The organism is Rhizobium sp. P1_E6 (genome assembly GCF_056405875.1).
The window spans coordinates 12,489-34,240 of record NZ_JBFUBG010000022.1 but is presented as its reverse complement, the minus strand read 5'-3'; the positions used below and the strand labels follow the sequence as shown (position 1 = coordinate 34,240).

Annotated in this window: 18 protein-coding genes; 6 read left to right on the top strand and 12 right to left on the bottom strand. The window is 60.8% G+C overall.

Annotation, left to right across the window (positions count from 1 at the left end; all coding sequences use genetic code 11):
* Positions 1 to 222: 222 nt before the first annotated feature.
* Positions 223 to 2,100 carry a DUF4139 domain-containing protein gene (locus tag AC1D35_RS13995; protein ID WP_477852016.1) on the top strand — a complete coding sequence of 626 codons (1,878 nt, stop codon included), beginning with the start codon at positions 223 to 225 and terminating at the stop codon, positions 2,098 to 2,100.
* A 36-nt stretch (positions 2,101 to 2,136) separates the two neighbouring features.
* Here AC1D35_RS13995 and AC1D35_RS13990 read toward each other — a convergent pair whose 3' ends face one another.
* The gene (locus AC1D35_RS13990; protein WP_113508095.1) at positions 2,137 to 2,571 is read right to left on the bottom strand and encodes a pyridoxamine 5'-phosphate oxidase family protein; all 435 of its coding nucleotides are present in this window, start codon (positions 2,569 to 2,571) and stop codon (positions 2,137 to 2,139) included.
* 164 nt (positions 2,572 to 2,735) lie between these two features.
* Between AC1D35_RS13990 and AC1D35_RS13985 the strand changes: the two genes are divergently transcribed.
* Positions 2,736 to 3,818, top strand: coding sequence for a YihY/virulence factor BrkB family protein (locus tag AC1D35_RS13985; protein WP_477852015.1), 1,083 nt, complete (start codon positions 2,736 to 2,738; stop codon positions 3,816 to 3,818).
* Between the two features lie 374 nt (positions 3,819 to 4,192).
* Here AC1D35_RS13985 and AC1D35_RS13980 read toward each other — a convergent pair whose 3' ends face one another.
* The 11 genes from AC1D35_RS13980 to AC1D35_RS13930 all read right to left on the bottom strand — a co-directional run bounded on the left by AC1D35_RS13980 (position 4,193) and on the right by AC1D35_RS13930 (position 17,195).
* On the bottom strand, positions 4,193 to 5,230 hold the full coding sequence (locus AC1D35_RS13980; RefSeq protein ID WP_477938726.1) for an endonuclease/exonuclease/phosphatase family protein: 1,038 nt from the start codon (positions 5,228 to 5,230) through the stop codon (positions 4,193 to 4,195).
* Between the two features lie 11 nt (positions 5,231 to 5,241).
* Positions 5,242 to 6,351, bottom strand: coding sequence for a sn-glycerol-3-phosphate ABC transporter ATP-binding protein UgpC (ugpC, locus tag AC1D35_RS13975; RefSeq protein ID WP_113508093.1), 1,110 nt, complete (start codon positions 6,349 to 6,351; stop codon positions 5,242 to 5,244).
* A 13-nt stretch (positions 6,352 to 6,364) separates the two neighbouring features.
* Positions 6,365 to 7,279 (bottom strand): ABC transporter permease subunit, encoded by a 915-nt coding sequence (locus tag AC1D35_RS13970; protein WP_113298737.1) that lies wholly within the window; start codon positions 7,277 to 7,279, stop codon positions 6,365 to 6,367.
* A gap of 10 nt (positions 7,280 to 7,289) precedes the next feature.
* Positions 7,290 to 8,174 (bottom strand): carbohydrate ABC transporter permease, encoded by an 885-nt coding sequence (locus AC1D35_RS13965; protein WP_113308903.1) that lies wholly within the window; start codon positions 8,172 to 8,174, stop codon positions 7,290 to 7,292.
* 127 nt (positions 8,175 to 8,301) lie between these two features.
* Positions 8,302 to 9,660, bottom strand: a complete 1,359-nt coding sequence (locus AC1D35_RS13960) for an extracellular solute-binding protein (RefSeq protein WP_113308904.1) — start codon at positions 9,658 to 9,660, stop codon at positions 8,302 to 8,304.
* A gap of 543 nt (positions 9,661 to 10,203) precedes the next feature.
* A complete protein-coding gene (locus AC1D35_RS13955; RefSeq protein ID WP_477852011.1) occupies positions 10,204 to 11,040 on the bottom strand; it encodes an HpcH/HpaI aldolase/citrate lyase family protein in 837 nt (278 codons plus the stop codon).
* Entirely contained in the window at positions 11,037 to 11,489 is a 453-nt protein-coding gene (locus AC1D35_RS13950) for a MaoC family dehydratase (protein ID WP_477852010.1), read from the bottom strand. Before AC1D35_RS13950 ends, AC1D35_RS13955 begins: the two co-directional genes overlap by 4 nt.
* Entirely contained in the window at positions 11,489 to 13,354 is a 1,866-nt protein-coding gene (locus AC1D35_RS13945) for an acetyl/propionyl/methylcrotonyl-CoA carboxylase subunit alpha (RefSeq protein WP_477852009.1), read from the bottom strand. The genes AC1D35_RS13950 and AC1D35_RS13945 overlap by 1 nt, the downstream gene beginning before the upstream one ends.
* A gap of 9 nt (positions 13,355 to 13,363) precedes the next feature.
* Entirely contained in the window at positions 13,364 to 14,974 is a 1,611-nt protein-coding gene (locus AC1D35_RS13940; protein ID WP_477852008.1) for a carboxyl transferase domain-containing protein, read from the bottom strand.
* Positions 14,971 to 16,116, bottom strand: coding sequence for an isovaleryl-CoA dehydrogenase (locus AC1D35_RS13935; protein ID WP_477852007.1), 1,146 nt, complete (start codon positions 16,114 to 16,116; stop codon positions 14,971 to 14,973). Before AC1D35_RS13935 ends, AC1D35_RS13940 begins: the two co-directional genes overlap by 4 nt.
* 65 nt (positions 16,117 to 16,181) lie before the next feature.
* On the bottom strand, positions 16,182 to 17,195 hold the full coding sequence (locus tag AC1D35_RS13930; protein WP_113508088.1) for an AraC family transcriptional regulator: 1,014 nt from the start codon (positions 17,193 to 17,195) through the stop codon (positions 16,182 to 16,184).
* A 145-nt stretch (positions 17,196 to 17,340) separates the two neighbouring features.
* Here AC1D35_RS13930 and AC1D35_RS13925 point away from each other — a divergent pair, with 145 nt between their 5' ends.
* The 4 genes from AC1D35_RS13925 to AC1D35_RS13910 are packed head-to-tail and all read left to right on the top strand — an operon-like array spanning position 17,341 to position 21,751.
* On the top strand, positions 17,341 to 18,108 hold the full coding sequence (locus tag AC1D35_RS13925; RefSeq protein WP_477852005.1) for a 3-hydroxyacyl-CoA dehydrogenase: 768 nt from the start codon (positions 17,341 to 17,343) through the stop codon (positions 18,106 to 18,108).
* Between the two features lie 23 nt (positions 18,109 to 18,131).
* Positions 18,132 to 19,319: an acetyl-CoA C-acyltransferase gene (locus tag AC1D35_RS13920; RefSeq protein WP_477852004.1), complete on the top strand. Its 1,188-nt coding sequence runs from the start codon at positions 18,132 to 18,134 to the stop codon at positions 19,317 to 19,319.
* A 13-nt stretch (positions 19,320 to 19,332) separates the two neighbouring features.
* A complete protein-coding gene (locus AC1D35_RS13915; protein WP_477852003.1) occupies positions 19,333 to 20,460 on the top strand; it encodes an acyl-CoA dehydrogenase family protein in 1,128 nt (375 codons plus the stop codon).
* Positions 20,461 to 20,518: 58 nt separating this feature from the next.
* A complete protein-coding gene (locus AC1D35_RS13910; RefSeq protein WP_477938720.1) occupies positions 20,519 to 21,751 on the top strand; it encodes a thiamine pyrophosphate-dependent enzyme in 1,233 nt (410 codons plus the stop codon).
* Position 21,752: the final 1 nt, after the last annotated feature.

The following is a 21,752-nucleotide window of genomic DNA, read 5'->3' as shown; positions in this document are numbered from 1 at the left end:
TGGATTTCCTTTCAAACAGACTCGGCAGCTATATAGGCGTTCGCTTTCTCATTTTCACGACATCTTTCCCCGATATCGCATCGAAGATGGAGGTTCCCGACAGAGACGTCGTCGTGTCGGCGAATGGGCCATAGGGACAACGCGCGCAAAAGCGGTTGCGTGTCGAAATGCCGCCCCTTTTTTACGTTCATCCTCTGGTGGAATTTATATCGAGGGGGTCACATGAAATACGCATCCACCATCTGTGCGGCGCTTACCGCAATACTGCTCTCCACAACCGCATTCGCGCAAACCGGGACTATCAAGTCTATCAGGCTGTCCTCAGGAGGCGTTGCCGAATATGTGCGCAGTCTTAATGTCGGGGACGACGGCAACGCTGTCGTCGATGTGCCGACAGACCAGATGGATGACTTTCTGAAGACCCTCGTTGTCTCGGGGCCGGCTCCCGTAAAGGGATTGTCGACCACCGGGCCGGGCATGGTCGATGAAACATTCAAGGTGCTGCCGATCAAACGGAAGGATCTGGATTCGGCTGCTGCTGTGCTGCGGGCTCTCAGAGGCGCGCCTGTCTCTGCGAACGGGGTGAAGGGTCGCATCGTCGGGGTAGAGCCCGCCACTGAAAAGCAGCGCGCGCGGCTGATCGTGATGCTTGACCGCGGCGCCTTCGACGTTGCCGAGATCGGTGGCGCCATGGCCTACAAACTCGATAATCCCAAAGATGCCGAGATGGTTGCTCGGGCAGTGGAACTGCTGTCGAGCGATGGAGTGCAGGGGACGCGTGCAGTCACCATTTCGCTCAATGGCAAGGCGTCGGCGGCCGTGGACATTTCCTATGTCGTCGCAGCCCCGCTCTGGAAGCCGTCCTATCGGATCATTGTCGACGCCAAGGGCAAAGCGCGGTTGCAAGCATGGGCAGTTCTGGAGAATGCCTCTGGCGAAGACTGGAAAGGGGTTTCAATATCTCTGACGTCAGGCAAGCCAGTGACGCTTCGCCAGAGGCTGTACGCCAGAACATGGCCATCACGCCCTGAGGCGGAGGCCGCATATCTTGACGTCGCGAGCGCCAAACGGGGGATGGTCGCGGGTGCGTTGCTGAACGAGCCCGCTGCGGAGGCTCCTGCTCCCGTTATTGCCGCTCCGGCCGCTACCATTGCTGCCGCCGCCGACGAGGGCGATGTGGTCGCAAACTTCGATCTTCCCGGCGCATACGACCTCAAGAACGGTGAGACGATTTCCGTGCCGATCCTCGATCGCGAGATCGGCGCGGAGTTCGTCGCTCTCTATCGCGATGGCGCCCAACATCCGGATGCGGCGCTGATGCTGACGAACGACACGGGTACCTCGCTGCCGCCGGCGGTCGCCGCGGTCTATGACGAAAAAGGGCGCTATGTTGGCGATGCGCGCATAGGCAACGTCAAGCCGGGCGGAGTTGAAAAGGCGACGTTTGCGGCTGATCAGAAGATCGAGCAGGAAATGGCCATCACCAACTCCAGTTCCTTCCGGACAGTTGTCGTCAAGGACGGTTATCTCGACGCAACATTGGAGCGTCGCGTGCGAAAGACCTTCACCGCCTGGGGCGCAGACACTGACAGGAAGTTCGTTGCGGAAGATCCAGGCATGCCAGGGTGGGAACTCGTTCTGTCCGAGGGGGTGGAGGAAACACCGCAGGGCGCGCGGGCGACTGTCGTGGTGCCCGCCGGAAAGAAGGTTTCGACTTCAATCGAATGGCGCATGGTAGAGAGCGAAACGCAGGCGATTGCCGATATCGACGACGCGGTGATCCTGCAATGGCTCGATGAGGGGCCGTCCCCGGAGATCGCCGAGAAGCTTCGCGGGCTCGTGACGGCGAGGACGGCCCAGAAGGAGGCGGAGAGAGATCTGTCGGCGGTGATGCAGGCGATCGAGGATGCAACTTCGGAATCCTCACGGATTTCAGGCATGCTTGCCTCCGTAGGCGACACACCGCTCAAGCAGCAGTTCCTTGAGGATCTGACGGAGCAGGAGAAGTCGATCAAAGAGCTGCGGGCGCAAAGGGACGAGGCACGGGCTCGGCTTGAAAAGCTTCGCAAGGAACTAGGGGAGGCGATAGCCCGTCTGTAGGCGGGCTCGCTGTGGACGCGGCGCCGTGCATTGACATTAGAGATCGACTTTCCCGTTCTCTTCGCCGTCCCAATATTGGGCGAAACGTGCAGTAACCTTGATAAGAATAAGTCCAGGCGTCTGCACGCCCTCGGGAAACCATCGTTCCAGTCCTTTGACCCAGTGGGTCTCGAACTGCGAGGTGTCCTCGATAAGCACGGCGTCGCCATCGATGGCTATGAATATACCCGGCTTTCCCAGCAGATGCGGCGGCGCCGTAAAGGTTAGCAACACCGCGGGGTCTTTCCGAATCTCGGATATTTTGTGCGTGTCCGCATAGGAGAAAAACCAGGAATCGCCGTCATATTCGACGTCGCCATTGTTACTCATCGGGCGACTGGTTATCCGGTTTGAGGTTCCGCGTGTTGAAAACATGCAGAAATCCAGCTTCTTCAGCTGCTTGGACAGCTCTTCTCTCGTCATAGATGCCATTTGCAGTCCTCCAATCCAGATGGAAACAACGCGCGATGATCGAAGTTCCATAGAGGTGGGACCTGCACGACGGTCGCCTGCCAAACAATCCATCATGCCAATCGCGGATTTGCACCTTTAAGCGTGATCGCGCGTTCATCCTTATGCCGAACGGAGGCAGAGCGATGCGCACAAATTTTCGTTTAAGCCTGCGATCAACCGCGATCCTGTCGCTCGCTACGTTTGGCGGCGTGCTGCTCGTGATGCGCCGTTTCGACATGAGCCCGAAGGCGGCCATGCGGGCCGATTTATCGACAGAAGACGACGGGCATGGCCGGCAGGCATCGGTCCCGGAATCCATTCCGAGGCAAGGACTGAGAGACGTGTTCTGGCGTGTCGTGCATGAGGTATTGGATGACAGGGTGACGCTGATCGCTGCCGGCGTGACTTTCTACCTTCTCCTTGCGATGTTTCCGGCGCTTGGCGCACTGGTCTCTCTGTACGGGCTTTTCGCAGATCCTCTGACCATGTCGGAACACCTGGGCAAGCTGGCGGTGGTGCTGCCGCCAGGCGCCTTCGATCTCGTTTCGGAGCAAATCCGTTCGCTCGCCGAGAGACGCGACAGTACGCTGGGCGTGACTTTTTTCATCGGTCTGGCTATCGCCTTGTGGAGCACCCACAGCGGTACCCTTGCGCTCTTCGACGCCATGAACATCGCCTATGAAGAGCGGGAAAAACGCAGCCTGGTCCGCTTGAACCTGATTGCACTCTGCTTCACGGTCTGCGCCATTATCACCGCGACAATTCTTATCGGGCTCGTTGCCGTGATGCCGGTCGTGCTTTCGTTCCTCTGGCTGGATCGCTTCGACGAACAGATGGCCCTCGTTCTCAGGTGGCCGCTACTCCTGGCCGTGGTTGTGGCCACCGTCATGGCCATCTACCGGTTCGGTCCTAGTCGTGAGCCGGCGCGTCTGCGGTGGATGACATGGGGCGCTCTGCTGACGGCGTTTGCCTGGTTTCTCATGTCGCTCGGCTTCTCGATCTACCTTGGCCACTTTGCCAACTATAATGCGACCTATGGAACGCTCGGCGCGTTGATCGGCTTCCTTGTTTGGACGTGGCTTTCGGTCGCGATCCTGATTGTGGGGGCCGAACTCAACGCCGAACTCGAACACCAGACCGCAAAAGATACGACGACAGGGGCACCGAGAGCGATGGGTATGCGCGGCGCTCATGTCGCCGATACGCTGGGTGAAACAGCAGATTGATCCAGAGTTTTATCGAACACCGAACGCCTGCCTGCTGACGCGGTCTGATTGGCCTCTAACTGTGGGCGAGTGAACCTGGATCTGACGGGTGAGGGCGCCTGTGTCATCGAACATGAGAGACGGCACGTCTGCAATTCCGACTTCCGGTCAAGAGAGATTGGGATGGCTGCAGATACGCAACGCGCAGCCATCCCATTTTGAGCAAGCCTACCCTCGTCGTAGGCTTGCAACCGGCCCCCGCCAATCGTTGAAATGTTAGCAACGCCTAAAGCATTCCCGCTAGGGCGTAAGTGCAACACTTCGTCAAAGGTTTCTAATGAAACGATTGCTCGCGAGCGCCTTTCGACTCTTCCGACAAGGAAAGCAGAGGCTGATCAGGGCGCGAAKAAACGCGCCCTGATCAGTTCATGATCGGAGATTGCCACGCCATCGGCATCAACAGCCGGAACGGTTACGGCGTCGCTTGCAACAAGACCGCGGGTCAACAGCCAGTCGAGCCGGGCGAGGGGCGGCTGCGGCGTTCCATCCGGGCGCGTGCGGCGCGTATGCGCAAAATCGTTGGCCGTTTCCCAGTGATAGCCGGCCTCAGCCAGCAGACCGAAAAGCGGCTCATATGCTTCCGGCTCGCGCGATCCATCGGGAAGCAAATTGGTATTAAAGTCGCCGCCGATGACGACGGGCAGATCGCCGGCGAGCTGTTCAACGGCCGCAATCAGCCGCCGCGTCTGCTCGGCGCGATCCTCGATATCGGTCTTGCTTTCCAGATGAACGCTGACGGCAAGGATCGGCCCGAATGCAGTCTCGACCTTGGCGGCAATCGCCATGCGTCCGCCGATCCGGCCCTGTCCATCCTTCGCATCCGTCCACCACGTGCCGCCATCATCGAGGCGGATGAGTGCGGCGTCTTTGAGGGGCAGGCAGGAAAGCAACGCATTGCCGTGGAAACCGACCGAATTCGTCTCCCCCTTGTGCCATTCGCGTTCGCGTGAATTCCCGAGGCCAAGTTCGACGAACTCCACGCCAAAGACATAGGACATACCGAGATCGCTGGCGAGATCAGCAACGGTATGGCGGTTGCCTGCGCGCGCCGTACCGAGATCGGCTTCGGTGAGCAGCAGGATATCCGCGCCGCTCTGGCGCACGAGTTCGACGGAGGGAGCGTGATACTTGAGCCGCTCGGCATTCCACGCGGCGACGACAAGGCCGTTGCTGGCACCGGTGCCGCTGTCGATGTTCAAAACTTCGATCGTCGAGAGCGCGGGCAGGGTTGCCGCCAGCCGGTCATGCTCGGCCTGCGTCAGCTTCGCGGCCCGTGCCTCGTCGAAGAAGGCGGCGGAGGGCGCCGAGAGCGTTTCCACGGCAACCGCAACGAGGTTGCGGTTGCTAGCGGCGATATCGGAAAAGCTGGTCATCAGCGTCAGGCTCAGGCGTTCACGGTGATGGCGCCGCTGCGTGCCGGAGCGACGAGGACTGCGCCGGTGTCGGCCGAATAGAGATGGATCGAATCCTGATCGATGGCGACGCCGATACGGTCGCCGGTCTTCAGCGAGACCGAACCGGTCATGGCGACGGCGAAAGGCAGGCCATCGAAATCGGCATGCACTATACGGCTCGCGCCGAGTTCTTCGATGAAGTCGGCAGTGGCCAAGAGCGCACCAGGCGCGTCCGGAGAGACGAGGCGGGCGGCTTCGGCACGCACGCCGAGAACGACGCGCTGGCCGGCAAGCTGCTTGCCACGTTCGGCCGGCAGAGTGACTGTACGTCCTTCGTCATAGATGAAGACGCCGTTTTCGTTGACACGGCCTTCCAGGAGGTTCATCGCCGGCGTACCGACGAAGCCGGCAACGAACCGGCTTGCGGGATAGTGATAGACCTCTTCCGGCGTGCCGACCTGTTCGACATATCCGGAATTCATGACGATGATGCGATCGGCGAGCGTCATTGCCTCATTCTGGTCATGCGTAACAAAGATCGAGGTAGCACCGAGGCGGCGATGCAGGCGGCGGATTTCCGCACGCATGGCGATGCGCAGCTTGGCGTCGAGGTTGGAGAGCGGCTCATCGAAGAGAAAGACCTTCGGCTCGCGGATCATGGCGCGGCCCATGGCGACGCGCTGGCGCTGACCGCCCGAGAGGGCTGCCGGGCGGCGTTCGAGGAAGGGCTCGAGGCTGAGTGCCTTGGCGACTTCGGCGATGCGGCGGTCGCGCTCGACCTTCGGCACGCCGGCGACCTTCAGCGCGTAGCCGATGTTTTCGGCAACGCTCATGTGCGGGTAGAGCGCATAGTTCTGGAAGACCATGGCGCAGCCGCGTTCACGCGGCTCGAGCTGGTTGACGACCCGGCCGTCGATGGCGATTTCGCCGCCGGTGATTTCTTCCAGGCCGGCGACCATGCGGAGCAGCGTGGACTTGCCGCAGCCGGACGGACCGAGGATGACGATGAACTCGCCCGACTGGATTTCGAGATCGACGCCATGAACGACGGCGTTCTTGCCATAGCTCTTTTTCACGCCACGGATGGAGATCGGTGCCAAGGGTCTGTTCCTTTCACTTCTCGGTGGAAATAAGGCCGCGCACGAACCAACGCTGCATCAGGATGACGAGGATCAGCGGCGGCGACATGATGATCAATGTTCCGGCCATTGCGACGTTCCAGTCGGGCAGGCCGAATTCGGAGGGGATGAGTGTCTTGAGCTGGGTCACGGCAATGCCGAACTTCGGGTCGGTGGTGATCAGCAGCGGCCACAGATACTGGTTCCAGGCCCAGACGAACATGATGGTGAAAAGCGCGATCATGTTCGGACGCGACAGCGGCAGCAGAACGTCCCAGAAGAAACGGACCGGGCCTGAGCCGTCCATCTTCGATGCCTCGGCGAGTTCGTCCGGCACCGTCAGATAGAACTGGCGGTAGAGGAACGTGCCCGTCGCGGTCGCGACCATCGGCAATATCAGGCCTGGATAGGAGTTCAGAAGACCCCATTCCATCTTGATCTGGATGCCGGTGATCTGCGCGACCAGCCACGTGATGCCGGTCACATCGAGGATCGCCTGAAAGGGCTGAAGCGCATTGGCGGCGATCGAATAGGTCGGCACGATACGCACTTCCAGCGGCAGCATCAGAGTGATGAAGATGATCCAGAAGATCAGATAGCGGCCGCGGAAACGGAAATAGACGATCGAGAAGGCAGCCATGGACGAAAGCAAAACCTTGCCGGCGCCGACCGTCGCGGCGAAGATGACGCTATGGAACAGCTTGTTGCCGAGATCGGCACGAACCCAGGCAGTGTGCACGTTTTCCCAGAAGTGCGAGCTCGGAACCAGCGGCAGCGGCACCCGGTTGACCGTCTCCAGATCAAGTGTCGACGCGATGATGACGATGGCGAATGGCAGGAGTGCAATCACCAGGCCGAGCGCGAGCAGCGTGTAGCAGATGAAGTTGAATATCGGCGTGCGTTCGATCATGTTCGCGACCTCACTTGTAGTGCACGCGCCGCTCGATGAAGCGGAACTGGAAGATGGTGAGCAGGATGACGAGCCCCATCAGGATCATGGATTGAGCTGCGGCGCCGGAATAATCGAGGCCTTTGAAGCCGTCGAAATAGATCTTGTAGACCATGAGTTCGGTGGCGCGCGCTGGACCGCCCTGGGTCATGACATCGACGATACCGAAGGAATCCTGGAAGCTTTCCGTGATGTTGATGACCAGCAGGAAGAAGAGCGTCGGCGTGAGCAGCGGCAGCTGGATGTCCCACATGCGGCGCAGCGGCCCGGAGCCGTCCATGGCCGCCGCCTCGATCAGCGAGCGTGGGATACCCTGCAGGGCCGACAAGAAGAAGATGAAGTTGTAGCCGATATATTTCCAGGAGAAGGCGACGACGACCGCGATCATCGCATCCTTGCCGTCGAATGCCGGGTTCCAGAGGCCAGGCCAGACATGGTTGATGACCGACAGAAGACCGGCTTCAGGCGCCAGGATGAAGCGGAAGGCGAGGCCGAGCGCAGGAGCGGCAATCGCATAGGGCCAGATGAAGACCGAGCGATAGATTTTATGGCCACGCAGCTCACGATCCGTCAGGAGCGCCAGGATGAGCGCCAGCCCCATGGCAATGGCAGTCGAACTGAAGCCGAAAATCATGCTGCGGGTAATTGAGTCCCAATAGACCGGGTCGCTCAGCAGCTGCCTGAAATTGTCGAAACCGACCCAGGCGTTACCGCCGCCCCATGGCTGCTCGAGCGTGAACGCCCAATACAGCGCCTGCGCGCTCGGCCAGTAGAAGAAGACGAAGATCAGCAGCAGCATCGGAAATGCGAAAAGAAGGCCGATCGTCGTCGAGGAGAAAGTGACGCGCTTTTCCATGAGTGGTCGTTTTCGTCCGGGTTTGGTTCTGGCGCGGGCGGCGATCTCGCTTCCGCAGCCGGTAGGGAATGTACAAAGCCGCACCCGGAGCGCCAGAAGCGGACCGGGTGCGGCTCATATCAACCGATTAGGGGAGCTGAACGCCCTTGTAGGTCTGCTGGAAGCGACGCAGGAGCTGGTTGCCGCGATCGGCAGCAGAGTCGAGCGAAGCCTGGACATCGGCATTGTTGACGAAGATCGCCTGCAGGCCGTTAGCGATTTCGGTACGGACCTGGAGCAGGCCACCGAGACGGATGCCCTTTGCAGACGTGTCGCCAGCCGGAGAAGCGGTCAGGCTCTGAATGGCAAGTTCGCGACCGGCATAGGGAGCCTTGTCGTAGAAGCCCTGCTTCTTCAGGTATTCGAAGCCGGAGTTACGAACCGGGATATAGCCGGTAACGGTCGACCAGGTGAGAGCTTCTTCCGGCTTTGCAATGAAGTTGAAGAAGGAAGCGGCAGCCTTGTATTCGGCGTCCGAATGACCCTTCAGAACCCAGAGCGAAGCGCCGCCAACGTAAGAGCTGTGACGCGTTGCGTCGCCATAGGTCGGCAGCATCGAAACGCCCCAGTTCATGCCCTGCTTGGCGGTACGGCCGATGTTGCCATGGTCGCCAACCGAGGTCAGGATGACCTGGCATTCGCCAGCAGCGAAGGCCTCGACGAAGGTCTGGCCGACAGCCTTGTTCTTGATGACAGCGAGCTTGTTGTCGTACCAGGACTTCAGGTCCTTGACGTAGTTGACGAGCATCGGGTTCTTGTTGAACACCAGTTCGGCGTCGAGGCCTTCAAAGCCGTTCTTCTTTGTTGCGATGGCTTCGCCGTTTACAGCTTCAAACTGCTCGATGAACTGCCAGACTTCGTTGTTGGAGATGTCGAAGGCGAGCGGGCAAGCGTAGCCTGCGTCCTTCAGAGCCTTGAAGTCTTCGCCTGCTTCCTTCCAGGTCGCCGGAGCATGGTCCTTGCCGATCTTGGCGAAGGCGTCCTTGTTCCAGTAGAGCAGGGCCGTGGAGGAGTTGAAGGGGAAGGAGTACATCTCGCCCTTCGACGTTGCGTAGTAGCCGGCGATGCCGGAGAAGTAGTCCTTCCAGTCGACATTGTAGCCCATGTCGCTCATGAGCTTGTTGGCCGGATAGTAAGCGCCCGACAGCATGATGTCGAGCGTACCAGCGTCGGAGACCTGTGCGATGGTCGGCTGCTTGCCGGCGCGGAAAGCGGCGATCGTGTTCTGCAGCGAGGCGTCATAAGAACCCTGGCTGGTGCAGACGACTTCGAAGTCGTTCTGCGACTTGTTGAAACGGTCGCACTGTTCCTGAACGCGCGTAGCAATATCGCCCGAGTTGCCGAACCAGAAATCGATCTTGGTCTTTTCGGCGGCGGCGACAGGACCAGCAGCAAGGAAGGCTGAAGCGAGTAGGGCGCCTACGGCGCCGAGAAGCTTGGCTTGCATGAGAACCCTCGAAAAATAGGACGCGCCCCCTCTTGAGCGCACGCCCTATTAACTGGTTCAATTTCCGGTAACCAATGAAGTTTCTATGACATGAAGAGAGTAGAAAGTTTCTGTCATAAAATATTCATGTCCAAATTTTGTGAAATTCTGGTGGAACATCGATGCATTAATTTCTTACGATCGGCCGATCGGATCGCCTATATTCTATTTATATACAAAATATAGCCGGCATTGTGAAAGCCGTGGTTCCTATTCAATTCTATTAATAGACATTATTATTAGGTTGATTTTAAAAGCTCTCGAAGGCCCGGCCGAGAACAACCTGCTATCAGATGAATTCCACCTCGGAAATAGCTTTGCACAGCTGTGCGTTGAGCTATCGAAATGCGACATATGATATTTGTTTTACGACATAAAAGCTTCTTTGCTTATTTATTGGGCGTTTTCAGGTCTCGCGAACCCRCATATAAGGCCTTGCAGCAGTTGCTTCTTCGCTGCGCACAAAAGAGCGAAAGACCGTGGCGGCTGGTGTCACCTTTCATTTTATATTTTTCCGGCCTGCAGAATACGTTTCGCGAGTTTCAGATGCGGCAGGTCGAGCATGCGCCCGTCGATCTGGATAACGCCGATATCGGGACAGGCGGCAAAGGCGGCCACTACTTTTTCCGCCCAGCCGATCTCGGCCGCGTCAGGTGTAAAGGCATGGTTGATCGGTTCCACCTGGCTCGGATGGATCGCCATCATGGCCGAGAAACCGTCGCGCCGCGCACGGGCCGCATAGGCCGTAACGCCGTCGAGATCGCGGAAATGGGGATAGACGGTCTCGACGGCAGGAACGGCAGCTGCGTGAGCGCCAAAGAGAACGAGAGAACGGGCGAGCTCATAAGGCGCAGTATAGCGTCCATCTGCCTCGCGGGCGGTCGCCGCGCCGATCGCGGCAGGCAGATCTTCCGCTCCCCATGTCAGTCCGCAAAGATGAGACGCGACATCCCGGTAGCTGCCGATCTCGAAGATAGCGGCCGGCGTTTCGGTTGCGATCGGCAGGATAGGAACGGAGGAGGACAGGCGGCTTTTAAGCTGGCGCACGGATGCCGAACCTTCAGCCTTCGGCAGCATGATCGCGAAGGGATCAAGATCGCTGAGTGCAGCAAGATCGTCCTCGAAGGCGGGCGAGGCGAGGGGATTGATGCGAATGACAAGCGCCGCATCGGCCGCGCGGCGCATGACGAAGTCGCGTACGGCGTCCCGCGCCTTAGGCTTGTTCTGCGCGGAAACGGAATCTTCCAGGTCGAGGATGACGGCATCGGCGCCCGAGGCGAGCGCCTTGTCGAAGCGCTCCGGTCGATCGCCGGGCACGAAGAGCAGCGAACGCAGCCTCATGACGGCTTCACCTGCAGCATGGCCGTGCGCAGGCACTGGCAGACGGTCTCGTTTCGCTGATTCAGYGTGACATGCCGGAACGTGATGATCCCGGCATCGGGCCGGGAGTTAGAGCGCCTGAGCTCCGTCACCTCGGTTTCCACCCGAAGCGTATCGCCGATGAAGACCGGCTGCGGCATCGTCACCTTGTCGTAGCCGAGGTTGGCGATCAGCGTGCCGAGCGTCGTGTCGCCAACCGAAAGACCGACGGTGAGCGCGAAGGTGAAAGTGCCATTGACGACGATGCGGCCGAATTCGGTGCGCGCCGCATAATCGGCATCGAGATGCAGCGGTTGCGGATTATGGGAGAGCGTCGTGAAGAGCAGGTTGTCGGTTTCCGTGACCGTGCGGCGGATCTCGTGGGCAATCCGATCGCCGACTGTCCATTCGTCGAAATAGCGGCCGGCCATCACTCTTGCTCCTTCACGACGCTGACGACAAGCTGGTTTTCCGAAACCCTGGCACCTGCCGAGACCGGCAACTTCTGGACGATGCCGTCAAAGGGCGCGCGCAGCGTATGTTCCATCTTCATCGCTTCCACTGTCAGCAGCCTGTCGCCTTTGGCGACATGGTCGCCTTCCGCAACATCGACAGAGATGATGAGGCCAGGCATCGGCGAAAGGATCGCGCCATCACTGGCACCCTGGTGCGCTTCGACTTCGCTTGCGACGGGCAGGCAAATTGGCCAGGCATTACCGGCATCGAAAAGGACAATGGTTTCGCCGGACTTGACAGCATTGGTTTCGAGGCCGAGCCGGACACGGCCCCAATAGAGATGGTCGCCTACGCGAACGCGCGTACGGCAATCGCTTGTGCCCGAGATGCGCAGGCCGGCAAGAGCTGACCAGGGATCGGTCGCATCTGTTGCTGTCAGTCTTGTAACGGCCTTGTCGATTGTCGTCTCGTCAGGCTCCTTTGCCAGCAGGGTTTCGCCGTGACGATCGAGGAAACCCGTATCGACCTTCGCCGCGCGGAAATCCGGGTCGGAGGCGATGCGGGCGAGAAGGCCGGCATTGGATTTCACCGGCCAGACTTCGATGCTCTCGCAAGCCTTGGCGAGGATTGAGAGGGCTACTTCACGGTTCGAGCCATGGGCGATGATCTTGGCGATCATCGGATCGTAGAAGGCGGTGATCTCATTGCCTTCCTCGACACCGCTGTCGACCCGAACATTTTGGGGCAGGCGCAAATGATCGAGACGACCGATCGAGGGCAAGTAGCCGGCAGCCGGATTTTCGGCATAGAGGCGGGCTTCGAATGCCCAGCCCTTCATGGTGATCTCGTCCTGCTCTTTCGGCAGAGGCTCCCCGGCGGCGACCTTCAGCTGCCAGAGCACGAGGTCTTCGCCGGTGATGGCCTCGGTGACAGGATGTTCGACCTGCAACCGGGTGTTCATTTCCATGAACCAGATGCGGTCGGGACGCAGGCCCTCGGAGGCGTCTGCGATGAATTCGATGGTGCCGGCCCCGACGTAGTTCGCGGCCTTGGCGGCCTTGACAGCGGCATCGCAGATCGCAGCACGGGTGATGGCGTCGAGGCCGGGTGCCGGCGCCTCCTCGATCACCTTCTGGTGTCGACGCTGCAGCGAGCAGTCGCGCTCGAAGAGATGGACGCAATTGCCGAAGCGATCGGCAAAGACCTGCACCTCGATATGGCGCGGATTGGAGATATAGCGCTCGATCAGCACACGCTCGTCGCCAAAGGAAGAGGCCGCCTCGCGGCGGCATGAGGCGAGCAGTTCGGCGAATTCCTCCGACCGGTCCACCCGGCGCATGCCCTTGCCGCCGCCGCCGGCGACGGCTTTTATGAGCACGGGAAAGCCTGTCGCTTCCGCCTCAGCGGCGAGCCTCTCGTCGCTCTGGTCCATGCCCATATAGCCGGGTGTGACCGGCACGCCGGCCGCCTGCATCAGCTGCTTGGCCGCATCCTTGAGCCCCATGGCACGAATCGCGGCGGGCGGCGCGCCAACCCAGATCATGCCTAAGCTCTCCACCGCTTCGGCAAAATCGGCATTCTCCGACAGGAATCCATAGCCGGGATGGATGGCGGCAGCGCCGGTCTTGCGAGCTGCGTCCAGAATGCGATCCTGCGAGAGATAGCTTTCACGCGCCGGCGGCGAGCCGATTGCGACCGCCTCATCCGCTTCCGCCACGAAGGGCAGGCCGGCATCGGCTTCGGAATAGACGGCGATGGTGCGGATGCCGAGGGTTTTCGCCGTCCGGACGATGCGGCGGGCGATCTCGCCCCTGTTGGCAATGAGAAGGCTTTCCATCATTGCGTCACCTCACATCCTGAACAGGCCGAAACGCGGTCCCTTCGGGATCGGCGCATTCAGGCAGGCGGAAAAGGCAAGGCCCAGCACATCCCGCGTTTGACGCGGATCGATGATCCCGTCGTCCCAGAGGCGGGCGGTGGCATAATAGGGGTTGCCTTCCGCCTCGTAGCCGGCGCGGATCGGCGACTTGAAGGCTTCCTCCTCATCTGCGGGCCAGGTCTCCCCACGCGCTTCCATGGCGTCTCGGCGGATCGTGGCGAGTACGGAGGCCGCCTGATCGCCGCCCATGACGCTGATACGGCTGTTCGGCCAGGTGAAGAGGAAGCGCGGCCGATAAGCGCGGCCGCACATGCCGTAATTGCCGGCGCCGAAGCTGCCGCCGATGATGACGGTCACTTTCGGCACGCTGGCAGTTGCGACTGCGGTGACGAGCTTCGCCCCATCCTTGGCGATGCCGCCGGCCTCATAACGGCCGCCGACCATGAAGCCCGATATGTTCTGCAGGAAGAGCAGCGGCACGCGACGCTGGCAGGCAAGCTCAATGAAATGCGCGCCCTTCAATGCACTTTCGGAAAATAGCACGCCATTGTTGGCGATGACGGCAACCGGCATGCCCCAGATGCGCGCAAAGCCGCAGACCAGCGTCGTGCCATAGAGCGGCTTGAACTCGTGCAACTCCGAACCGTCGACGAGGCGACCGATGACCTCGCGCACATCGTACGGCGAGCGGACATCTTCGGGGATAACGCCGTTGAGATCCTCGGGATCGAGTTTTGGCGGGCGCGGGGCCTGAACGTCGATATCGACCGTCTTTACGCTGTTGAGGCTGGCGACGATATCGCGGACGAGCAGCAGTGCATGCTCGTCATTTTCGGCGACATGATCGACGACGCCGGAGCGGCGGCCATGGGTTTCAGCACCGCCGAGTTCCTCGGCCGAAATGATCTCGCCGGTCGCAGCTTTCACCAGAGGCGGGCCGGCCAGGAAAATCGTGCCCTGATTGCGCACGATGATCGTTTCGTCGGACATGGCAGGGACGTAGGCGCCGCCCGCCGTACAGCTTCCCATCACGCAGGCGATTTGCGGAATGCCTTCGGCCGACATCTGCGCCTGATTAAAGAAGATCGCGCCGAAATGATCGCGATCGGGGAAGACCTCGGCCTGATGCGGAAGGTTGGCGCCGCCGCTATCGACAAGGTAGACGCAGGGCAGTCGGTTCTGCATCGCGATCTCCTGCGCCCGCAGATGCTTCTTTACGGTCATCGGGAAATAGGCGCCGCCTTTCACCGTCGCATCATTGGCGACAATCATCACCTCGCGGCCGCAAACGCGGCCGATGCCGGTGATGATGCCGGCACCCGGCGCCTCGTCGCCATACATGCCGTTCGCCGCCAGCGTTCCCATCTCCAGGAAAGGACTGCCGGCGTCGAGCAAAAGCTGGATGCGGTCGCGCGGCAGGAGCTTGCCCTTGCCTGTATGGCGCTCGCGGGCTGCCCTTGAACCGCCCTCGCGGGTTTTTGCGGAGCGGTCGTAGAGTTCGTCGACCAGAGTGCTGTTCTTGTTGGCATTCGCCTTGAAAGTTTCGCTGTCGCGATCGATTTCAGAGGAAATCACCGTCATGATGCGATGAGCTCCCGGCCGATCAGATAGCGGCGGATTTCATTCGTGCCGGCGCCGATATCATAGAGCTTGGCATCGCGCAGGAAGCGCTCGACGGGCCACTCCCTGGTATATCCGGCTCCGCCGAGCGCCTGGATCGCCTCCAGCGATACTTTCACAGCATTCTCGCTGGCAAATAGGATGGCGGCTGCAGCATCCGAGCGGCTCGTGCGGCCGGCATCGCAGGCGCGGGCGACGGAATAGACATAGGCGCGTGAGGAATTCAGCGCGACATACATGTCCGCAATCTTGCCCTGCATGAGTTGGAAGTCACCGATCGGCTTGCCGAACTGTTTACGGTCCCGCACATAGGGCAGCACGACATCGAGGCAGGCCTGCATGATACCGAGCGGGCCTGCGGCAAGCACGGCGCGTTCATAATCGAGGCCGGACATCAGGATCTTAACGCCGTCACCTTCCCGCCCCATCAGCGCTTCTATCGGCACCTCACAATCCTGGAAGACCAATTCTGCCGTATCGCTGCCGCGCATGCCGAGTTTGGAGAGTTTCTTCGAAACGCTGAAGCCGGGCATGCCCTTCTCAATGATGAAAGCCGAAATACCCTTCGGTCCGGCCGCCGGATCGGTCTTCGCGTAGACGACGAGCACATCGGCATGCGGTGCATTGGTGATCCAGAACTTTGTCCCGTTAAGGAGGTAGCGATCACCCTTGCGTTCCGCCTTGAGCTGCATGGACACGACATCCGAGCCGGAGCCGGCTTCCGACATGGCAAGCGAGCCGACATGCTCGCCGGAAATCAGTTTGGGCAGATGGCGCTGCTTCTGCTCCGGTGTGGCCCAGCGACGGATTTGATTGACGCAGAGATTGGAATGGGCGCCGTAACTCAAGCCTACGGAGGCCGAGGCACGCGAGACTTCCTCCATGGCGACGACATGTTCGAGATAGCCGAGACCGGCACCGCCGAATTCTTCTTCCACGGTGATGCCGTGCAGACCAAGCGCACCCATCTGCGGCCAGAGCTGACGTGGAAACGTATTGCTTTCGTCGATCTCCGCGGCCAGCGGAGCGATGGTATCGGCGGCAAATCGCGCCGTCGCCTCGCGGATGGCGTCCGCGGTTTCGCCGAGCGAAAAATCAAACATGGCACTCCTCCCGCTATCATATGTAGCGCGGGTTGGGGTCGCTTCAAAGCTCCCTCGAACGAAGTCTATTCCCACTGCACTGATTTGGGTTCTTCCCGGCGGAAAGCGTCGGGGCTCTTGCCCATCCATTTCCGGAAAGCGCGAAAGAAGGCGCTGGGTTCGGAATAGCCGAGTTGCACGGCGATTTCTCCGATGGTCTTCGATGTGTTTATCAACAGGTCGACCGCGAGGTCCCGGCGGATATCGTCCTTGATGCCGGCATAGCTCTGGCCCTCGTCATGCAGGCGATGGCGGAGCGTCGAGGATGGCATGCGCATCTCGGCAGCGAGCGTCCGGAAGCTCGACCAGGCCGCGGGAGAGGTCTGCGAGAGACGACGGCGCACGGCAGCAGCAATGCCGGCATCGTAGCGATAGCGCACGAGAATATTGGCGGGCGCCCCCCGCAGGAACTGCTTCAACGCCTGTTCGCTGCGCGATATCGGCAAGTCGAGCATGGCGCTATCGAAGCCGAGCCGGCTGATCGGCTGCGAGAAGCGCACAGGCGCACCGAAGAACAGCCGGTAGTCAGCGCCCTGGATGGGTTCCGCGCAGCGGAAATCGACGAGGCGGATTGGGATGCGACGGCCGACGAGCCAGCAGATGATGCCATGCAGGATGATCCAGTAGGTGCGATAGGCGAAGGCCGAGCGCGGCTCACCGGCATCGCGAAGCTCGATCTGCGCCAAACCGTCGCGAATGACCAGTTTGCCGCGCGGATCGTCCAGCACCACGTCGAGGAAACGCAAGGCCCGGCGAAGGGCGTGGCCGAGCGTGGGCGCGTGCAGTACGCAATGGCAGAGCAGGGTGAAGCTGCCGCTACGCATCGGCCGGGCGCCCATGCCGAAGAATTCGTCGTCGAGTTCGGCCGCGATCGCCAGCCACAACGCGCCATAGGCCTCAGTCGAAACCGGTTGATCGATCCGCTGCGGCAGGCCGAGCTTCGTCAGAAGAGACGCTGTCGGTTTCCCAAGGCGGCGCAGGCTGTCGAGCGCTTCCTCGACGAAGCCCGGTGCGATCATGCGGCGTTCGGTTTCGGCCATCGTTGCTTCACCCCGATAAATCAATATGGCAAAACTGGCCGAAATAATGGAGCAATCCTGTCATCGCTTGCAATAGGGCGAGGGAATAGAATCTTTGCTCAGGCGGACTCGGAGGAGATGTCTGCCGGGCAGAGAGGAGCGATCCGTGCAAATCCGCGGCGCAAGTTTCATCATTACCGGCGGCGGCTCCGGGCTTGGAGCGGCAACGGCACGTATGCTCGCCGAAGCCGGCGGGCGCGTGACGATTGCCGATCTTAATCTCGATGCAGGCGAGGCGATCGCTGGCGAACTGGGACAGGATGCACGCTTCATCAAAGCCGACGTGACTGATGAAGAGGACGGTGCGGCGGTGATTGCCACCGCCGTGAATGCTTTCGGCCCGCTTCGCGGGCTTATCAACTGCGCCGGCGTAGCCCCGGCCGAAAAGGTGATCGGGCGTGACGGCCCGCATCGGCTGGAGAGCTTTACGCGTACGATCAGCATCAACCTCATCGGTACCTTCAATATGATCCGGCTTGCGGCGGTTGCCATCCAGACTGCGCAACCGGATGCTGAAGGTGAGCGGGGCGTGATCGTCAATACAGCCTCGGCTGCCGCCTTCGACGGGCAGATCGGTCAGGCAGCCTACGCCGCCTCCAAGGGGGGTGTCGCGGCGATGACGCTGCCGATCGCCCGCGAGTTGGCACGACACGGCATCCGCACCGTGTCGATCGCACCCGGCATTTTCGAAACGCCGATGATGGCCGGCATGCCGGCCGAGGTGCAGGAAGCACTCGGCAAAAGCGTTCCTTTCCCGACGCGTCTCGGACGGCCGGCGGAATTTGCCGCTTTGGTGCGTCACATCTTGGAAAACAGCATGCTGAACGGTGAGGTCATCCGCCTCGATGGCGCATTGCGTATGGGCGCGCGCTGAGCGCCTGGCCCGAAGGAGAAAACATGGCCTTACAGGATCCCATCGTCATCGTTGGCGCAGCCCGCACGCCGATCGGCAGTTTTCAGGGTGAACTCAAGGATGTCGCGGCCCCTGAACTCGGCGCCGCGGCAATCCGCGCGGCCCTGCAGCGCAGTGGCGTCGAAGCGGATGCAATCGAGGAGGTCGTTTTCGGCTGTGTATTGCCGGCCGGACAGGGTCAGGCACCGGCCCGTCAGGCGGCGATCCATGCCGGACTGCCCTTTGCGACAGGTGCGAGTACCATCAACAAGATGTGCGGCTCCGGCATGAAGGCGGTCATGATGGTCCATGACCTCATTGCGGTGGAAAGCGCTTCGGTGGCTGTTGCCGGTGGCATGGAAAGCATGACGAATGCGCCCTATCTCCTTGATCGTGCCCGTGCGGGCTACAGGCTTGGTCATGGGCGGGTCGTGGACCATATGTTCCTCGACGGGCTGGAGGATGCGTATGACAAGGGGCGCTTGATGGGCAGCTTCGCGGAGGATTGCGCCGAAGCCTATCAGTTTACACGCGAAGCGCAGGACGCCTATGCGGTCACGTCGCTGACGCGGGCGCAGAAGGCGATTGCCGAGGGTTATTTTGACAGCGAAATTGTGCCGGTGACGGTGAAATCCGGCAAGGCCGAGCAGGTGGCAAGCCGTGACGAGCAGCCGGGCAAGGCGAGGCCTGACAAGATCCCGACACTGAAGCCGGCCTTTCGTGACGGCGGTACGGTGACGGCCGCCAATTCCAGTTCGATTTCCGACGGTGCGGCCGCACTCGTTCTGATGCGCCGCTCGGAGGCGGATCGCCGCGGCCTCACGCCACTTGCCACTATTCTCGGCCATGCCACGCATTCGCAGGCCCCCAATCTCTTTGCCACCGCGCCGATCGGCGCTATGCAAAAACTGTCCGATCGCACCGGCCTGCCGCTCTCCGATGTCGATCTCTTCGAGATCAACGAGGCCTTTGCCGTCGTTGCCATGGCAGCGATGCGCGACCTGAACCTGCCGCATGAGAAGGTGAACGTGCATGGCGGCGCCTGTGCACTCGGCCATCCAATCGGAGCGTCCGGCGCCCGAATTCTGGTGACGCTGCTTTCGGCGCTGAAGCGTTATGACCTGAAGCGCGGCGTGGCCGCACTTTGCATCGGCGGCGGTGAGGCAACCGCGGTCGCCATCGAGCGACACTAGGAAGGGGAAGCAGATGATCCTTTCCGAACTTCAACAGCAGATCCGCGATCTGGCCCGCGATTTCGCCCAGGAGCGGCTGGCGCCAGGAGCGGCAAAACGCGACCGGGAATCTCTCTTTCCCCGCGAAGAATTGAAGGAAATGGGCGAACTCGGGCTGCTTGGCATGCTGGTGCCGGAGGCCTATGGCGGCTCAGATACCGGCGTCATCGCTTACGCTGCAGTGCTGGAGGAAATCGCCGCCGGCGACGGGCCCTGCTCGACCATCATGAGCGTGCACAGTTCGGTCGGCTGCGTGCCGATCCTGAAATTCGGCAATGAGGGACAACGGCAACGCTTCCTGCCGAAGCTTGCAAGCGGCGAATGGATCGGCGGTTTTGCGCTGACGGAACCGCAGGCGGGCTCCGATGCCTCGAACCTCAAGACGCGGGCGCGGCGCGACGGCGATCACTACGTGCTCGACGGCGCCAAGCAATTCATCACCTCGGGTAAAAACGGACAGATCATCATCGTCTTTGCCGTCACGGATCCCGATGCCGGAAAGAAGGGCATTACCGCTTTCATCGTGCCGACCGATACGCCGGGCTACGAGGTGATCCGCGTCGAGGAAAAGCTCGGGCTTCATTCCTCCGACACCTGCCAGATCGCTTTCAGTAACATGCGTATTCCGGCCGAGCTAAGGCTCGGCGAGGAGGGTGAGGGCTATCGCATCGCGCTTGCCAATCTAGAGGGCGGGCGAATCGGCATTGCAGCGCAGGCCGTTGGAATGGCGAAGGCGGCCTTCGAGGCGGCGCGCGATTACGCCCGCGAACGTAGCGCTTTCGGCAAGCCGATCGTGGAACATCAAGCGGTCGCCTTCCGGCTCGCTGACATGGCGACGCGGATCGAGGCGGCGCGGCAGCTCGTTTTTCATGCTGCCTCACTCAGAGAAGCGGGATTGCCCTGCCTGTCGGAGGCGTCGATGGCCAAGCTCTTTGCCTCGGAAATGGCCGAGCGGGTTTGCTCCGACGCGATCCAGATCCATGGCGGCTACGGCTACATGGCTGATTATCCGGTGGAGCGCATCTACCGCGATGTGCGCATCTGCCAGATCTATGAGGGAACGAGCGACGTGCAGCGCATGGTGATTGCCCGCAATCTATAAGATTAAGGCCTTGGTTCTGGAGGAGAAGCAAGGCCGATAAAGGGAGGAAAGAGATAATATGGTGGAATCTGCTCGTTTGAGCCTGCATGTCCCCGAACCCGCCGTCCGCTCGGGCGGCCAGCCAGATTTTTCCAACGTCAAGATCGCCAAGGCCGGTGTCGTGCCGCGGCCGGAAGTAGATGTCGCGTCGGAGGACATCCGCGATCTCGCCTACTCGATCATCCGCGTGCTGAACCGTGACGGCGAGGCGGTCGGTCCATGGGCAGGGTCGTCGACGGACGAGGAATTGCTGACCGGGCTTCGCAACATGATGAAGCTGCGCGCTTTCGATGCCCGCATGCTGATGGCGCAGCGGCAGGGCAAGACCTCCTTCTACATGCAGCATCTCGGCGAAGAGGCCGTCAGCTGCGCCTTCCGCAAGGCGCTGCAGAAGGGCGACATGAATTTTCCAACCTATCGCCAGGCTGGCCTGCTCATCGCAGACGACTATCCGATGGTCGAGATGATGAACCAGATCTACTCGAACGAGAGTGATCCGCTACGCGGTCGGCAGCTGCCGATCATGTATTCCTCCAAGGAGCATGGCTTCTTCACCATCTCCGGAAATCTCGCCACGCAATATGTTCAGGCGGTGGGCTGGGCCATGGCCTCGGCGATCAAGAATGACAGCCGCATAGCAGCCGCCTGGATCGGCGACGGCTCGACGGCGGAATCGGACTTTCATTCGGCTTTGGTCTTTGCTTCCACCTACAAGGCGCCTGTTATTCTCAACATCGTCAACAATCAGTGGGCGATCTCCACCTTCCAGGGCATTGCCCGCGGYGGCTCCGGCACATTTGCCGCCCGCGGCCTCGGCTTCGGCATTCCGGCGCTGCGGGTCGATGGCAACGACTATCTCGCCGTCCATGCCGTCGCCCGCTGGGCGGCGGAGCGAGCCCGGCGCAATCTCGGCCCGACGCTGATCGAATATGTCACCTATCGCGTCGGAGCCCATTCGACGTCCGATGATCCGAGCGCCTATCGGCCGAAGACGGAATCGGAAGCATGGCCGCTCGGCGATCCCGTTCTGCGGCTGAAGAAACACCTGATCGTCAGGGGCGTCTGGTCGGAAGAGCGCCATACTCAGGCCGAAGCGGAAATCCTGGATGAGGTGATCGAGGCCCAACGTCAGGCCGAAGGGCACGGCACGCTCCACGACGGCGGCAAGCCCTCGGTGCGCGACATCTTCGAGGGCGTCTATGCTGAGATGCCGCCGCATATCCGCCGCCAGCGGCAGAAGGCGGGATACTGAC

Excerpts from the sequence above, each read along its gene's own strand:
- AC1D35_RS13985 (WP_477852015.1), top strand. The coding sequence starts at position 2,736 with ATGCGCACAAATTTTCGTTTAAGCCTGCGATCAACCGCGATCCTGTCG.
- AC1D35_RS13960 (WP_113308904.1), bottom strand. The coding sequence starts at position 9,660 with ATGCAAGCCAAGCTTCTCGGCGCCGTAGGCGCCCTACTCGCTTCAGCC.
- AC1D35_RS13940 (WP_477852008.1), bottom strand. The coding sequence starts at position 14,974 with ATGACGGTGATTTCCTCTGAAATCGATCGCGACAGCGAAACTTTCAAG.
- AC1D35_RS13935 (WP_477852007.1), bottom strand. The coding sequence starts at position 16,116 with ATGTTTGATTTTTCGCTCGGCGAAACCGCGGACGCCATCCGCGAGGCG.
- AC1D35_RS13970 (WP_113298737.1), bottom strand. The coding sequence starts at position 7,279 with ATGATCGAACGCACGCCGATATTCAACTTCATCTGCTACACGCTGCTC.
- AC1D35_RS13920 (WP_477852004.1), top strand. The coding sequence starts at position 18,132 with ATGGCCTTACAGGATCCCATCGTCATCGTTGGCGCAGCCCGCACGCCG.
- AC1D35_RS13915 (WP_477852003.1), top strand. The coding sequence starts at position 19,333 with ATGATCCTTTCCGAACTTCAACAGCAGATCCGCGATCTGGCCCGCGAT.
- AC1D35_RS13955 (WP_477852011.1), bottom strand. The coding sequence starts at position 11,040 with ATGAGGCTGCGTTCGCTGCTCTTCGTGCCCGGCGATCGACCGGAGCGC.
- AC1D35_RS13995 (WP_477852016.1), top strand. The coding sequence starts at position 223 with ATGAAATACGCATCCACCATCTGTGCGGCGCTTACCGCAATACTGCTC.
- AC1D35_RS13945 (WP_477852009.1), bottom strand. The coding sequence starts at position 13,354 with ATGATGGAAAGCCTTCTCATTGCCAACAGGGGCGAGATCGCCCGCCGC.
- AC1D35_RS13965 (WP_113308903.1), bottom strand. The coding sequence starts at position 8,174 with ATGGAAAAGCGCGTCACTTTCTCCTCGACGACGATCGGCCTTCTTTTC.
- AC1D35_RS13930 (WP_113508088.1), bottom strand. The coding sequence starts at position 17,195 with ATGGCCGAAACCGAACGCCGCATGATCGCACCGGGCTTCGTCGAGGAA.
- AC1D35_RS13990 (WP_113508095.1), bottom strand. The coding sequence starts at position 2,571 with ATGGCATCTATGACGAGAGAAGAGCTGTCCAAGCAGCTGAAGAAGCTG.